The sequence below is a fragment of the Pseudomonas pergaminensis genome (genome assembly GCF_024112395.2).
GTDB classification, from domain to species: Bacteria; Pseudomonadota; Gammaproteobacteria; order Pseudomonadales; family Pseudomonadaceae; genus Aquipseudomonas; species Aquipseudomonas pergaminensis.
The window spans coordinates 1,030,328-1,044,706 of the sequence record NZ_CP078013.2 but is presented as its reverse complement, the minus strand read 5'-3'; the positions used below and the strand labels follow the sequence as shown (position 1 = coordinate 1,044,706).

At 59.7% G+C, this 14,379-nt stretch carries 19 protein-coding genes; 10 read left to right on the top strand and 9 right to left on the bottom strand.

Going from position 1 to position 14,379, the window contains the following annotated elements; translation table 11 throughout:
* From hisD to KUA23_RS04680, 9 genes are all read right to left on the bottom strand, one after another.
* Entirely contained in the window at nucleotides 1-1,323 is a 1,323-nt protein-coding gene (gene hisD / locus KUA23_RS04720; RefSeq protein ID WP_025856319.1) for a histidinol dehydrogenase, read from the bottom strand.
* A gap of 128 nt (nucleotides 1,324-1,451) precedes the next feature.
* Nucleotides 1,452-2,087, bottom strand: a complete 636-nt coding sequence (hisG, locus tag KUA23_RS04715; RefSeq protein ID WP_071494135.1) for an ATP phosphoribosyltransferase — start codon at nucleotides 2,085-2,087, stop codon at nucleotides 1,452-1,454.
* Nucleotides 2,088-2,315: 228 nt separating this feature from the next.
* Nucleotides 2,316-3,581 (bottom strand): UDP-N-acetylglucosamine 1-carboxyvinyltransferase, encoded by a 1,266-nt coding sequence (gene murA, locus KUA23_RS04710; protein WP_034102217.1) that lies wholly within the window; start codon nucleotides 3,579-3,581, stop codon nucleotides 2,316-2,318.
* Nucleotides 3,582-3,604: 23 nt separating this feature from the next.
* On the bottom strand, nucleotides 3,605-3,844 hold the full coding sequence (locus tag KUA23_RS04705; protein WP_034102215.1) for a BolA family protein: 240 nt from the start codon (nucleotides 3,842-3,844) through the stop codon (nucleotides 3,605-3,607).
* Nucleotides 3,845-3,958: 114 nt separating this feature from the next.
* The gene (locus KUA23_RS04700; RefSeq protein WP_078046898.1) at nucleotides 3,959-4,264 is read right to left on the bottom strand and encodes an STAS domain-containing protein; all 306 of its coding nucleotides are present in this window, start codon (nucleotides 4,262-4,264) and stop codon (nucleotides 3,959-3,961) included.
* Nucleotides 4,261-4,908, bottom strand: coding sequence for an MlaC/ttg2D family ABC transporter substrate-binding protein (locus tag KUA23_RS04695; RefSeq protein ID WP_078046897.1), 648 nt, complete (start codon nucleotides 4,906-4,908; stop codon nucleotides 4,261-4,263). Before KUA23_RS04695 ends, KUA23_RS04700 begins: the two co-directional genes overlap by 4 nt.
* 11 nt (nucleotides 4,909-4,919) lie before the next feature.
* Entirely contained in the window at nucleotides 4,920-5,387 is a 468-nt protein-coding gene (gene mlaD / locus KUA23_RS04690; RefSeq protein WP_003171814.1) for an outer membrane lipid asymmetry maintenance protein MlaD, read from the bottom strand.
* The gene (mlaE, locus tag KUA23_RS04685) at nucleotides 5,387-6,184 is read right to left on the bottom strand and encodes a lipid asymmetry maintenance ABC transporter permease subunit MlaE (RefSeq protein WP_099494054.1); all 798 of its coding nucleotides are present in this window, start codon (nucleotides 6,182-6,184) and stop codon (nucleotides 5,387-5,389) included. The genes mlaD and mlaE overlap by 1 nt, the downstream gene beginning before the upstream one ends.
* On the bottom strand, nucleotides 6,184-6,993 hold the full coding sequence (locus KUA23_RS04680; protein ID WP_078046895.1) for an ATP-binding cassette domain-containing protein: 810 nt from the start codon (nucleotides 6,991-6,993) through the stop codon (nucleotides 6,184-6,186). Before KUA23_RS04680 ends, mlaE begins: the two co-directional genes overlap by 1 nt.
* 310 nt (nucleotides 6,994-7,303) lie before the next feature.
* Here KUA23_RS04680 and KUA23_RS04675 point away from each other — a divergent pair, with 310 nt between their 5' ends.
* From KUA23_RS04675 to KUA23_RS04630, 10 genes are all read left to right on the top strand, one after another.
* Nucleotides 7,304-8,278, top strand: a complete 975-nt coding sequence (locus KUA23_RS04675; protein ID WP_078046894.1) for a KpsF/GutQ family sugar-phosphate isomerase — start codon at nucleotides 7,304-7,306, stop codon at nucleotides 8,276-8,278.
* Nucleotides 8,279-8,803, top strand: coding sequence for a KdsC family phosphatase (locus KUA23_RS04670; RefSeq protein WP_034118123.1), 525 nt, complete (start codon nucleotides 8,279-8,281; stop codon nucleotides 8,801-8,803).
* 8 nt (nucleotides 8,804-8,811) lie between these two features.
* Nucleotides 8,812-9,384 carry an LPS export ABC transporter periplasmic protein LptC gene (lptC, locus tag KUA23_RS04665; RefSeq protein ID WP_078046893.1) on the top strand — a complete coding sequence of 191 codons (573 nt, stop codon included), beginning with the start codon at nucleotides 8,812-8,814 and terminating at the stop codon, nucleotides 9,382-9,384.
* On the top strand, nucleotides 9,371-9,904 hold the full coding sequence (gene lptA, locus KUA23_RS04660) for a lipopolysaccharide transport periplasmic protein LptA (protein WP_078046892.1): 534 nt from the start codon (nucleotides 9,371-9,373) through the stop codon (nucleotides 9,902-9,904). Before lptC ends, lptA begins: the two co-directional genes overlap by 14 nt.
* On the top strand, nucleotides 9,904-10,629 hold the full coding sequence (gene lptB, locus KUA23_RS04655) for an LPS export ABC transporter ATP-binding protein (protein ID WP_003171806.1): 726 nt from the start codon (nucleotides 9,904-9,906) through the stop codon (nucleotides 10,627-10,629). Before lptA ends, lptB begins: the two co-directional genes overlap by 1 nt.
* A gap of 185 nt (nucleotides 10,630-10,814) precedes the next feature.
* Nucleotides 10,815-12,308, top strand: a complete 1,494-nt coding sequence (locus KUA23_RS04650; protein ID WP_016974289.1) for an RNA polymerase factor sigma-54 — start codon at nucleotides 10,815-10,817, stop codon at nucleotides 12,306-12,308.
* Between the two features lie 75 nt (nucleotides 12,309-12,383).
* Nucleotides 12,384-12,689, top strand: coding sequence for a ribosome hibernation-promoting factor, HPF/YfiA family (gene hpf / locus KUA23_RS04645; protein ID WP_003171804.1), 306 nt, complete (start codon nucleotides 12,384-12,386; stop codon nucleotides 12,687-12,689).
* Nucleotides 12,690-12,699: 10 nt separating this feature from the next.
* Nucleotides 12,700-13,164, top strand: a complete 465-nt coding sequence (gene ptsN, locus KUA23_RS04640) for a PTS IIA-like nitrogen regulatory protein PtsN (RefSeq protein WP_061435337.1) — start codon at nucleotides 12,700-12,702, stop codon at nucleotides 13,162-13,164.
* A gap of 2 nt (nucleotides 13,165-13,166) precedes the next feature.
* On the top strand, nucleotides 13,167-14,024 hold the full coding sequence (gene rapZ, locus KUA23_RS04635) for an RNase adapter RapZ (RefSeq protein WP_049709982.1): 858 nt from the start codon (nucleotides 13,167-13,169) through the stop codon (nucleotides 14,022-14,024).
* Nucleotides 14,025-14,040: 16 nt separating this feature from the next.
* Nucleotides 14,041-14,313, top strand: a complete 273-nt coding sequence (locus tag KUA23_RS04630; RefSeq protein ID WP_078046891.1) for an HPr family phosphocarrier protein — start codon at nucleotides 14,041-14,043, stop codon at nucleotides 14,311-14,313.
* The last annotated feature ends 66 nt before the right edge of the window (nucleotides 14,314-14,379 follow it).

Below are 14,379 nucleotides of genomic sequence, written 5' to 3'. Positions count from 1 at the left end.
TCAGTTCCCCTTCTCTTCAAGGATGCGGTATTCGGCGCTGCGGGCGTGGGCACTCAGGGATTCACCACGGGCCAGCACCGAAGCAGTCTTGCCCAGCTCGGAAGCGCCCTGGGGCGAGCAGAAGATGATCGACGAACGCTTCTGGAAGTCATACACCCCCAGTGGCGACGAGAACCGCGCCGTGCCGGAGGTTGGCAGCACGTGGTTCGGGCCCGCGCAGTAGTCCCCTAGGGCTTCGCTGGTATGGCGGCCCATGAAGATCGCACCCGCGTGGCGAATCGACGGCAGCCAGGCTTGTGGGTCGGCCACGGACAGCTCCAGGTGCTCCGGCGCGATACGGTTGGCCACTTCGATGGCTTGCTCCATGTCGCGCACCAGGATCAACGCGCCACGGCCATTGATCGACTTCTCGATGATCTCGGCGCGCTCCATGGTCGGCAGCAGTTTATTGATGCTGGCCGCGACCTTGTCGAGGAACTCGGCGTCCGGGCTGACCAGGATCGCCTGGGCATCTTCGTCATGCTCGGCCTGGGAGAACAGGTCCATGGCGATCCAGTCCGGGTCGGTCTGACCGTCGCATACCACCAGGATTTCCGAAGGGCCGGCGATCATGTCGATGCCCACCTGGCCAAATACGTGGCGTTTGGCGGTGGCGACATAGATATTGCCTGGGCCGACCACTTTGTCGACCTTCGGCACGCTTTCAGTGCCGTACGCCAGGGCGGCAACGGCTTGGGCGCCGCCGATGGTGAACACGCGATCCACACCGGCGATGCAGGCTGCAGCCAACACCAGTTCGTTGATTTCACCGCGCGGGGTCGGCACGACCATGACCACTTCGGTCACGCCTGCCACTTTGGCCGGGATCGCGTTCATCAGCACCGATGAGGGGTACGAAGCTTTGCCGCCCGGCACGTACAGACCGGCGCGGTCCAGCGGGGTGACCTTCTGGCCCAGCACCGTGCCGTCGGCCTCGGTGTAGCTCCAGGAATCCTGTTTCTGTTTTTCGTGGTAGCTGCGCACGCGCGCCGCCGCCACTTCCAGGGCTTCGCGCTGCGGCGCAGTGATGCGCGTCAGGGCCAGTTCCAGGCGTTCGCGGGGCAGGATCAGGTCAGCCATGGACTTGACGTCCAGGCCGTCGAACTGGCGGGTGAAGTCCACCAGCGCCGCATCACCGCGCTCGCGCACGGCCTTGATGATGTCGAGCACCCGCTGGTTGACCGAATCGTCGGACACGCTTTCCCAGCTCAGCAGATGATCCAGATGATGGGCGAAATCCGGGTCGGCAGCGTTGAGTCGGGCAATTGCAGTGGACGTGGTCATAGCGAGGGCCTCAATAGAATTGGCAAAAACTCAGGCGCCCTAAACTAGCAGTCGTTTCCGCTTGGGCACCTGAGAATTCTGGCTATGAGGCGGATAGACGGGCGCAGCCTTTCGGCTACGCGGGTAAGTCAACCGCGGTGTCGCGACTCCACTGCCGTGCGCAGGGTGTCGATCAACGCCTGGATACGGGCATGCTGCATCTTCATCGAAGCTTTGTTGACGATCAGGCGGGAACTGATGTCGGCAATGAATTCTTGCGGCTCAAGACCGTTGGCACGCAGGGTGTTACCGGTGTCGACCACGTCGATGATCTTGTCGGCCAGGCCGATCAGCGGCGCCAGCTCCATCGAGCCGTAGAGCTTGATGATGTCGACCTGGCGGCCTTGCTCGGCGTAGTAACGCTTGGCAACATTGACGAACTTGGTCGCGACGCGCAGGCGGCCTTTGGGCTCGACATCACCGACACGGCCAGCGGTCATCAACTTGCACAGGGCGATACGCAGGTCCAATGGCTCGTACAGGCCCTGGCCGCCGTATTCCATCAGCACGTCTTTACCGGCAACACCGAGGTCGGCCGCACCATGTTCAACGTAGGTCGGCACGTCGGTAGCCCGCACGATCAACAGGCGCACGTCGTCCTGGGTCGTGGGGATGATCAGCTTGCGGCTCTTGTCCGGATTCTCGGTCGGCACGATGCCCGCTTCAGCCAGAAGCGGCAAAGTGTCGTCAAGGATGCGGCCCTTGGACAGTGCGATGGTCAACATGGAAACGTCAGTCCTTCATCAGGCTATTGCTGCCCGGTCGCAAACGGCGCCGGACACAGATCGAGGCCATTACAGCCTCGATTTTGAACAAATTCACAGCAAGCCTCTAGTAGTGAGCGGGCTTGCCCTGCGCTGGAGTGCGCAGCGCTCCCCAGACTTTAGGGCCGCTTCGCAGCCCAGCGCGGGGCAAGCCCGCTCACCACAGTGACAGCGTTTTCAGCGGCGGGACTAGCCCGGTACGCGGCGGATTTTGGCGCCGAGCATCTGCAGTTTTTCTTCGATGCACTCGTAACCACGGTCTATATGGTAGATGCGGTCGATGAGGGTGTCGCCTTCGGCGATCAGCGCCGAGATCACCAGGCTGGCCGAGGCACGCAGGTCGGTGGCCATCACTGGCGCGCCCTTGAGTTTCTCGGTGCCGGTCACGATGGCGGTGTTGCCTTCGACCTGGATCTTCGCGCCCATGCGGTGCAGTTCGTACACGTGCATGAAGCGGTTTTCGAAGATGGTCTCGATCACGGCACCGGTGCCTTCGGCAATCGCGTTCAGGGAGATGAACTGCGCTTGCATGTCGGTCGGGAACGCTGGGTAGGGAGCGGTACGCACGTTGACGGCTTTAGGACGCTTGCCGTGCATGTTCAGCTCGATCCAGTCTTCGCCGGTAGTGATTTCGGCACCGGCTTCGCGCAGCTTTTCCAGGACCGCTTCCAGGATGGTCGGATCGGTGTCCTTGACCTTGACGCGACCACCGGTGACGGCAGCAGCAACCAGGTAGGTACCGGTCTCGATGCGGTCCGGCATCACTTTGTAGGTGGCCGGGTGCAGGCGTTTCACACCGTCGATGGTGATGGTGTCGGTGCCGGCGCCGGTGATGTTGGCACCCATGGCGATCAGGAAGTTGGCCAAGTCGACCACTTCCGGCTCGCGCGCGGCGTTTTGCAGGACGCTGCGGCCGTTGGCCAGGGCAGCGGCCATCATGATGTTCTCGGTACCGGTCACGCTGACGGTATCAAAGAAGAAGTTGGCGCCACGCAGGCCGCCTTCCGGCGCCTTGGCCTTGATGTAGCCGCCTTCGACGTCGATGGTCGCACCCATGGCTTCAAGGCCGCGGATATGCAGGTCAACCGGACGCGAGCCGATGGCGCACCCGCCAGGCAATGCGACTTCGGCTTCGCCGAAACGGGCGACCATCGGGCCCAGCACCAGGATCGACGCGCGCATGGTTTTCACCAGCTCGTACGGGGCGATCAGGGTCTTGATGGTGCGCGGGTCGATTTCGACGGCCAGTTTCTCGTCGATCACCGGCTCGATACCCATGCGACCGAACAGCTCGATCATGGTGGTGATGTCGTGCAGGTGCGGCAGGTTGGCCACGGTAACCGGGCCATCGCACAGCAGGGTCGCTGCCAGGATCGGCAAGGCGGAGTTTTTTGCACCGGAGATGCGAATCTCGCCATCAAGGCGGGCACCGCCGGTAATAATCAATTTATCCATAAGAATCTCGACGCCTTGGGGGCTCAGGTGCGCTCGGCCCAGGCCGCGCGGCTGAAAAATTTCATAGTGACCGCATGGATGCTGCCATCGGTGATCCACGGGTTCAAATGGGCATAGATCTGCTGCTGACGCTTGACCGGGCTGAGTGCCGCCAGTTCATCGCTAATCACGTTCAGCTGGAAGTTGCAGCCTTCGCCTTCAACTTCTACGGTCGTTTCCGGCAGCTTTCCTTCAAGAAAGCGCTTAACTTCTAGGGCCTGCATGCTCAACCTCTATCGGCGCCCAGTGCGCGCGGGTCGCACATCATACAAAAAAGCCCCGCGCCTGCGAACCCCGCATAGCAGGACTCTGACGGGGGGCCTCTTTAATAATGTGTATTAAGGATGCGCCAGCAACTCGGTCAGACCGGAAACTTCGGCAATTTCACGCATGTCTTCGGGCATAGCACGGATGCTGACGGGCTTTTTGGCCGCTTCGGCATCACGCATGAAGCACAGCAACAACGATAAGCCGACGCTGCTGGACTTGGTCACAGCCGAACAATCCAGCACCAGCGCAGGGGCAGTGCTGGTCTTGATCAAGGCCTGGCCCTGCTTGCGCAGGTCAGGCCCGGAGCGGTAGTCCAGCACGCCACTGATGAACAGCTCGCCGGCATCGCCTAGACGAACAGCCGACTCGGTCATTGCGCAGGCTTCCCGGCAGCTTTATCGGTTTCTTCCTTGGCCTTGGCGACTTCACCGGCCCAACCATTGATGGTTTTGTCCAGATCGTTGCCATTGCGCTGCATGGCGTCGGCGAACTGGTCACGGAACAGCTTGCCAATGTTGATGCCGTTGATGATCACGTTACGCAGCTTCCACTCGCCGTTAACCTTCTCCAGCGTGTATTGCACAGGGTAGACAGCACCGTTGTTGCCTTTGACGCTCATATTGACGCTGGTGCGATCACCCGACTCATCGCCGGCGGGAGCAACGGTAATGCCCTGGTTGTTGTACTCGAGCAGCGCGTTACCGTAGAACTGGAACAGGCCTTTCTTGAAGTTTTCCTGGAAGGTCTGCATCTGCGCCGGGGTAGCCTTGCGCGAATACTTGACCGTCATGATGCTGCGGGAAATGCCTTCAGCGTCGACCACCGGGCCAACAATGGTGTTGAGCGCGTTATAGAACTGACTCGGGTCCTGCTTGTACTTTTCCTTGTTGGCCGACAGGTCAGCCAACATCTTGTTAGTAGTGTCCTGCACCAGATCGTGCGCAGAACCTGCTGCGTTGGCCATCAACGGCAGCGCTGCAAGCAGTACCAGAAGGCCACGTCGCAAGGTAGAGATCATGTACGAATTCCTCATTTGGCGTCTTTATTGACCGTATTGAGCAGGAATTTACCGATCAGGTCTTCAAGTACCAACGACGACTGTGTGTCGTGGATTGTCGAGCCATCCTTGAGCAGGGCTGTTTCCCCGCCCACGCTGACACCGATGTACTTCTCGCCCAGCAGACCCGCAGTGAGGATAGATGCAGTGGAGTCGGTCGGCAGATTATCTACCTTCTTGTCCAGTTGCATCGTCACCCGGCCGGTGAAGCTGTCGCGGTCCAGATCGATTGCCGTGACCTTGCCGATGGTTACACCGGCCATGGTCACTTTAGCTCTGACAGTCAAACCGGCGATATTGTCGAAGTACGCGTAAAGTTTGTAAGTATCGGCGGTGGGGCTGGCCGAAAGACCGCTGACTCGCAGGGCCAACAACAGTAAAGCCAGGATGCCAGCCAGCAAGAAAAGGCCGACACCGATTTCCACAGTGCGGTTTTGCATCAGAAATCTCCAAACATCAAGGCGGTCAAAATGAAGTCAAGGCCCAGTACCGCCAGCGAGGCGTACACAACGGTCTTGGTGGTGGCGCGACTGATCCCTTCTGAGGTGGGCTCACAGTCGTAGCCTTGGAATACGGCGATCCAGGTGACAACAAAGGCGAAGACGATGCTCTTTATGACGCCGTTGAGCACGTCGCCCGTGAACGTCACGCTGTTTTGCATGTTGGCCCAGTAGGAGCCGTCGTAGACGCCCAGCCAGTCCACTGCCACCCACGAACCGCCCCAGATACCGACCACGCTGAAGATCATCGCCAGCAATGGCAGGGAAATGAAGCCGGCCCACAGGCGCGGGGCAACAATGTACTTGAGCGGGTCCACGCCGATCATTTCCAGGCTGGACAACTGCTCGGTGGATTTCATGTTGCCGATTTCGGCGGTCAACGCGGAACCCGCGCGCCCGGCGAACAGCAAGGCGGTGACCACCGGCCCCAGTTCACGCAACAGCGTCAAGGCGACCATCTGCCCTACCGCCTGCTCCGAACCGTAGCTGGAGAGGATATTGAAGCCCTGCAACGCCAGCACCATGCCGATGAACACGCCGGAGACCACGATGATCACCAGGGACATGACACCTACCGAATGCAGCTGCTTGACCAGCAGGCCAAAGCCGCCGCCAATGCCGCCGCGACCGAGCAGGGCGTGGAAGAGGAAAATCGTCGAACGGCCCAGAACCTCGACGATGTCGATGCCCGAGCGACCGAAAAGGCGAACCTTCTCGATGAGAGATGTCTTGCGCATCAGCGCTTCCCCAGAAGATCTGAGCGGTAGTCCGCTGCCGGAAAGTGAAAAGGCACCGGGCCATCGGGATCGCCGGTCATGAACTGGCGAATGCGCGGGTTATCGGCGTTCATCAGCTCTTGCGGTGTGCCCTGCCCCAGCACCTGGCCATCGCCGACTACATAAAGGTAATCGGCAATGCTCGCGGTTTCTGCAAGATCATGGGAGACCACGATGCTGGTAATGCCCAAAGCATCGTTGAGCAAGCGGATAAGCCGTACAAGCACCCCCATGGCGATGGGGTCCTGGCCGACAAAAGGCTCGTCATACATGAGAATCTGCGGGTCGAGGGCGATGGCACGCGCCAGGGCCACACGGCGCTTCATGCCACCGGACAGCTCATCGGGCATCAGGTCGATGGCACCGCGAAGGCCTACGGCCTGCAGTTTCAGCAACACAATGTCACGAATCATTTCGTCAGACAGCTGGGTATGCACCCGCAGCGGAAAGGCCACGTTCTCGAAAACATCGAGGTCGGTGAACAGCGCACCGCTCTGGAACAGCACGCCCATGTGCTTGCGTGCGTCAAACAGATCGCTGCGCGACAGCGTCGGCAGGTTCTGGCCATTGACCCACACTTCACCGGCGCTGGGCCGCAATTGCATGCCCATCAGGCGCAGCAGGGTGGTCTTGCCGCAACCGGAAGGCCCCATGATGCCCGTGACCTTGCCGCGCGGAATGCGGATATCGACGTTATTGAAGATGCTGCGCGTCCCGCGCTTGAAGGTCAGTCCCTTCAGCTCGACCGCGTAGGCGTTATCGGCACTCATCTAAACTCCTTGGGATGCAGCCTCTCACTCAGACACCACGTTTGCGACAAACGTTTGCATCATTCGCGCAATACTTGGCCACATGGGCCGAGCGGACCGAACTGGCGGCGAACTATATCACTGCTGGTACAGGGCGCCCAAGGCCGGAACGGTGCTTGTTCAGATTGAGGACAGGGAAAAACGTTGCCGCCTATGTTGCCAAGGATGGAATCTCAAGCGCATCGCAAACAAACCCTGACGAACTTGCGTGAGGGAATTGATCATTACCGTTATAATCGCCGACTTTTCGTCAGGCTATACGATTTCAGACATGAGCCAATCCAGCGACCTTATTCAATCCGCACAACGCACCATCCGCCTCGAGCTTGAAGCCGTAGAAGGCTTGCTGGCGCATATCGACGCAGATTTCGTACGCGCGTGCGAGATGATTCTGGCCAGCAAAGGCCGCGTTGTCGTGGTCGGCATGGGCAAGTCGGGCCACGTCGGCAACAAGATCGCCGCCACCCTGGCCAGCACCGGGACCACTGCATTTTTCGTGCACCCCGCCGAAGCCAGCCACGGCGACATGGGCATGATCACCAAGGATGACATCATCCTGGCGCTGTCCAACTCCGGCAGCACCAACGAAATCGTGACCCTGCTGCCGCTGATCAAGCGCCTGGGCATCCAGATGATCAGCATCACCGGCAACCCGGAGTCGACGCTGGCCAAGGCCGCCGAAGTGAACCTGAATGTTCACGTGGCCCACGAGGCGTGCCCTTTGAACCTGGCACCGACCTCCTCCACCACCGCCGCACTGGTCATGGGCGATGCCCTGGCCGTGGCGCTGCTGGAAGCCCGTGGGTTTACCGCCGAGGACTTCGCATTTTCCCACCCGGGTGGCGCCCTGGGCCGCCGTTTGCTGCTGAAAGTGGAAAACGTCATGCACTCGGGCGATGAGTTGCCCCACGTCCAGCGCGGCACCTTGCTGAAGGACGCGTTGATGGAAATGACCCGCAAGGGCCTGGGCATGACCGTGATACTGGAAGCCGACGGCCGCCTGGCCGGGGTCTTCACCGACGGCGACCTGCGCCGCACCCTGGACCGCACCATTGATATCCACACCGCCACCATTGATGCGGTGATGACCCCTCACGGCAAGACCGCGCGCCCTGAAATGCTGGCAGCCGAAGCCTTGAAGATCATGGAAGACCATAAGATAGGCGCGCTGGTGGTGGTCGATGGCAATGACCATCCGATTGGCGCCCTGAACATGCACGATTTGTTGCGTGCGGGAGTGATGTAAATGACCAGCGACCTGTTGCAACGCGGTAAAAACATCAAGCTGGCGATTTTCGACGTCGACGGCGTGCTGACCGATGGCCGCCTGTACTTCCTCGAAGACGGCAGCGAATTCAAGACGTTCAACACCCTCGATGGCCAGGGCATCAAGATGCTGATGGCGGCGGGCGTGCAAACAGCGATTATCAGCGGCCGAAAAACCCCCGTTGTGGAACGCCGTGCACAAAACCTGGGGATTCCTCACCTGTATCAGGGCCGCGAGGATAAACTGGTGGTTCTGGACGAGCTTCTTGGCCAACTCAACCTAAGCTATGAGCAGGTCGCCTACTTGGGCGATGACCTGCCAGACCTGCCGGTGATTCGTCGGGTGGGCTTGGGCATGGCTGTCGCCAATGCGGCGGCATTTGTTCGCGAGCATGCCCATGGCATCACTACCGCCCGTGGCGGTGAAGGTGCCGCCCGCGAGTTCTGCGAGCTGATCCTGCGTGCCCAGGGTAGCCTTGAAGCGGCCCACGCCGCCTACTTATAGAGCGTTTTATGCTGAGCAAAAAGATTCGCAACTTCCTGCTATTCGGGGTCATCGCCGCGCTGTTTCTCGCGGTGGGCTACTGGAATATCAGCCCGGAGCGCTTTCTCGACCAGCCTGCTGCGCAGGTGGACGAGGGCGCTATCGACTACTACGCCATCAATGCCAAGAGCGTGCAATTCCTGCCAGACGGCAAGGTTCAGTACGAGATGACTTCGGACAAGGTCGAGCATGTAAAGGCCAGCGAAGTCACGCTGCTGACCAATCCGGACATGAACATTTACCGCGGTACCGAGTTCCCATGGCACGTCACCAGCAAACGTGGTGAGGTCAACCCGGACGGTACCGAGGTGGAACTGATCGACTCGGTGCGCGTTGCGCGCACGGACGATAAAAAACGTGAGACCGTGATTACCAGCAGTCGCATGACCGTATTCCCGCAGAAGCAATATGCGCAGACCGAGCAAGACGTTAGAATCGACGGCGCTGGCGGTGTATCGACTGGCAAGGGAATGAAAGCGTATTTGAAAGAAAGCAGGATACACCTGCTATCGAACGTAAGAGGACAGTATGAGGCTCGTTAAAACTCTCCCTATTTTGCTCGGTCTGGGCGCAGCACTGGGAAGCGTGAGCGCCTGGGCTCTGCCGAACGATAGCCAGCAACCGATCCACATCTCGGCTGACGATGCACAGCTCGATGACAAGCAAGGCGTCGCCACCTATACCGGCGGTGTGATCATCACCCAGGGCTCGATGAAGATCACCGGCAATACGGTGACACTGACGCGCACCCAATCGGGCGATATCGACGTGGTAACGTCGGTGGGCAACCTGGCTTACTTCGAACAGAAGCAGTCCGCGACCGATACCGGCCCGATGAAAGGCTACGGCAAGACTATCCAGTACCATGCCCAGCAGAACCGCATCGTCCTGATCGACCAGGCCAAGGTGCTCAGCCCCGATGGCAACTCGACGGAAGGTGAGAAGATCACCTATGACACCGTGAAACAGATCGCTAACGCCGGTCGTGCCAATGGCAACAAGGTCACCGCGCCTCGTCCACGCATCGACATGGTTATCCAGCCGAAGAAGAAGGCCGAGTAATGGCAACCCTGAAAGCCCAGCATCTGGCCAAGGCCTATAAAAGCCGTCAGGTCGTGCGCGACGTCAGCCTGTCGATCGACAGCGGCCAGATCGTCGGCTTGCTCGGCCCCAACGGCGCCGGCAAGACCACCTGCTTCTACATGATCGTCGGCCTGGTCCAGGCGGATCAGGGCCGCGTCCTGATCGACGACCTGGACGTGAGCCACCAGCCGATGCACGGCCGCGCACGCGCCGGTATCGGCTATCTCCCGCAGGAAGCGTCGATCTTCCGCAAACTGTCGGTCGCCGATAACATCATGGCCATCCTCGAGACCCGCAAGGAACTCGACCGTGACGGCCGCCGCAAGGAGCTGGAAAGCCTGCTGCAGGAATTCCACATCAACCATATCCGCGACAACCTCGGCATGAGCCTGTCCGGTGGTGAGCGTCGCCGCGTGGAAATCGCCCGCGCCCTGGCCACCGCGCCCAAGTTCATCCTGCTGGACGAACCGTTTGCCGGCGTCGACCCGATCTCGGTGGGCGACATCAAGCAGATCATCCATCATCTCAAGGCCAAGGGCATTGGCGTGCTGATCACTGACCACAACGTCCGTGAAACGCTCGATATCTGCGAAACCGCGTATATCGTCAACGATGGCCAACTGATTGCCGAAGGCGATTCCGCCACTATCCTGGCCAACGAATTGGTCAAGGAAGTGTACCTGGGTCACGAGTTCCGCCTGTAAACACCGTGGTGTCAAGGCCGTTTGCCAAGGTGCGCGGGAGTCAATGAAAACCTCCGGATTTTTATTGTTACCGCGCTCTAGGCAAAGCCCCCGACATCAGGCATATAATTTGCTTATGTTTGGCGCTCACGCGCCCTGTCGTGGATGGCGCATTGCGCCGGCGAATAAGGTGTTAAGCCCCTGCCATGAAACCATCGCTAGTCCTGAGAATGGGCCAGCAGCTGACGATGACACCGCAGCTGCAACAGGCCATCCGCCTGCTCCAATTGTCGACACTGGACCTGCAACAGGAAATCCAGGAGGCCCTGGAGTCCAATCCGATGCTCGAACGCCAGGAAGAAGGCGACGACTTCGATAACGCAGACCCACTGGCCGATAACATCGAGCAAAAACCCAATTCTGACGTGCAGGAACCCTCCTACCAGGAAACCGCCCCTACGGTGGACAACCTTGAGGAAGGCGAATGGAACGAGCGCATTCCCAACGAGCTTCCGGTCGATACCGCCTGGGAAGACGTCTACCAGACCAGCGCCAGCAGCCTGCCCAGCAACGATGACGACGAGTGGGACTTCACCACCCGCACCTCCGCCGGCGAGAGCCTGCAGAGCCACCTGCTGTGGCAACTGAACCTTGCGCCGATGTCGGACACCGATCGCCTGATCGCCGTGACGCTGATCGACTGCATCAACAACCAGGGTTATCTAGACGAGACGCTTGAAGAGATTCTTGAAGCCTTCGACCCTGAACTGGATATCGAGCTGGACGAGATCGAAGCCGTCCTGCACCGCATCCAGCAGTTCGAGCCTGCCGGTATCGGCGCGCGCACGCTCAGCGAATGCCTGTTGCTGCAATTGCGCCAGCTACCCGCCAAGACCCCATGGCTCGCCGAGGCCCAGCGTCTGGTCACCGATTACATCGACCTGCTGGGCAGCCGCGACTACAGCCAATTGATGCGTCGCATGAAGCTCAAGGAAGACGACCTGCGCCAGGTCATCGAGCTGGTACAGAGCCTCAACCCGCGTCCCGGCTCGCAAATCGAATCCAGCGAAGCCGAATACGTGGTGCCCGATGTCATCGTGCGCAAGGACAACGAGCGCTGGCTGGTGGAACTGAACCAGGAGTCGGTGCCGCGCCTGCGGGTCAACCCTCAATACGCAGGCTTCGTACGGCGCGCCGATACCAGTGCCGACAACACCTTCATGCGCAACCAGTTGCAGGAAGCCCGCTGGTTCATCAAGAGCCTGCAAAGCCGCAACGAAACCCTGATGAAAGTCGCCACCCAAATCGTCGAGCACCAGCGCGGCTTTCTGGAATACGGCGACGAAGCGATGAAACCGCTGGTACTGCATGACATCGCCGAAGCGGTTGGCATGCATGAGTCGACGATTTCACGGGTAACCACGCAGAAATTCATGCATACCCCACGGGGTATTTATGAACTGAAATACTTTTTCTCCAGCCACGTCAGCACCTCCGAAGGCGGTGAATGCTCGTCCACGGCGATCCGCGCGATCATCAAAAAACTGGTTGCCGCGGAAAATCAGAAAAAGCCATTGAGTGACAGTAAGATCGCTGGTTTACTGGAGGCACAAGGCATTCAGGTCGCCCGTCGAACCGTCGCCAAGTACCGCGAGTCCCTCGGGATCGCGCCTTCCAGCGAGCGTAAGCGTTTGATGTGACGGGCGGGCCACAGCGTTCCAGTGGCAGGTATTCCTACCTGCCGCTTTATGCACTGGCAACGAAGGAGAAGCTGTATGCAAGTCAACATCAGTGGACACCAGCTGGAAGTCACCAAACCCCTGCGTGAATACACCGAAAGCAAGCTGAACAAGCTGGCGGGGCATTTTGACAAGATCACCAATGTGCAGGTCATCATGGAGGTCGATAAGCTCAAGCAGAAAATCGAGGCCACCCTGCACGTACCGAATGCGAAGCTCGTCGCCAATGCAGAACATGAAGACATGTACGCGGCGATCGACTCGCTCTACGACAAGCTGGACCGCCAACTCATAAAGCATAAGGAAAAGAATCTGCACCTGATGCAAGGTACAGGTCGTTAACTCTCCCCCCATGATCCGACTTGAAACCATCCTGACCCCCGGCCGTTCCCTCGTGAACGTGCCGGGAGGCAGCAAGAAAAAAGCCCTCGAACAAATTGCCAACCTGATCGCGCGCGAAGTGCCGGATCTGGAGATGCAGGATGTGTTCGATGCGCTGATTGCCCGTGAAAAACTCGGCTCTACCGGTTTTGGTAACGGCATCGCCATTCCTCATTGCCGCCTCAAAGGCTGCGAAACACCCGTCAGCGCCCTGCTCCACCTGGAAGCCCCCATCGATTTCGACGCTATCGACGGCGCCCCGGTCGACCTGCTGTTCGTTCTGCTGGTCCCGCAAGCCGCCACCGATGCACACTTGGAACTGCTCAGGCAGATCGCCAGCATGCTCGACCGCAAGGAAGTACGCGACAAACTGCGTAGCGCCAGTAGCAATGAGGCGCTGTACCAGGTTGTCCTGGATGAACAGAACGGGCAGTAATCATGCGTTTGATCATCGTCAGCGGCCGTTCTGGCTCGGGTAAAAGTACCGCCCTCAATGTTCTTGAGGACAGCGGTTTCTATTGCATCGACAACCTGCCCGCCGGCCTGCTGCCGGAACTGGCGGAGCGTGCGCTGATCCACACCGAACTGGCGCAACCCCTGGTCGCCGTTTCGATTGATGCCCGCAACCTGCCCAGCCACCTTGAGCGATTTCCGCAATTGCTCGAGGAAGTGCGCGCCAAGCATATTCATTGCGATGTGCTTTACCTGGACGCCGACGAAGAGACTTTGCTCAAGCGCTTCTCCGAAACCCGTCGACGCCACCCCCTCAGCAGCCCCCACCGTTCCCTGGCAGAAGCCATCGAAGACGAAACCAAGCTGCTGGGGCCGATCATTGACCTCGCTGACCTCAAGATCAATACCACCAGCCTCAACCTGTATCAGCTGCGCGACGCCATCAAGCTGCGCCTGCTGAATCAGCCGGAGCCCGGTACGGCATTTCTTGTTGAGTCATTCGGGTTCAAGCGTGGCATGCCGGTGGACGCCGACCTGGTGTTCGATGTGCGCTGCCTGCCCAACCCCTACTGGAAGCCGGAACTGCGCGAACAGTCCGGGCTGGATCAGCCCGTGGCTGATTACCTGGCAGCGCAGCCGGATGTGGAGGAGATGTTCCAGGACATTTCCAGCTACTTGCTCAAATGGTTGCCACGCTTCGCCGCCAGCAACCGCGCCTACGTCACCATCGCCATCGGCTGCACCGGCGGCCACCACCGCTCCGTCTACCTGACCGAGCGCCTGGGCCAGGTGCTGCAACAAACCCTCAAGAACGTCCAGGTCCGCCACCGCGACCTTAGCTGAAAGGAACACCTGCGCGATGCCCGCTCTGGAAATTGAAATCATCAACAAGCTGGGCCTGCACGCCCGGGCCTCCGCCAAATTCGTGGGTGTGGCTGGGCAGTTTCCCTGTCAGATCCGCGCCGGGCGCTCACCGGAATCGATGGTCGACGGCAAAAGCATCATGGCGATGATGATGCTGGCAGCGGGCAAGGGCACCAAGATTCACTTGAAGACCGAAGGTGAGCAGGAGCAGGAAGCGATGGACGCCTTGGTGGCGCTGATCAACAACTACTTCGACGAAGGCGAATAACCCTCTGTAGGAGCCCGGCTTGCCGGCGAAGGCGTCGCCAAGCGCACTGCACGTCTCAAGGATTGA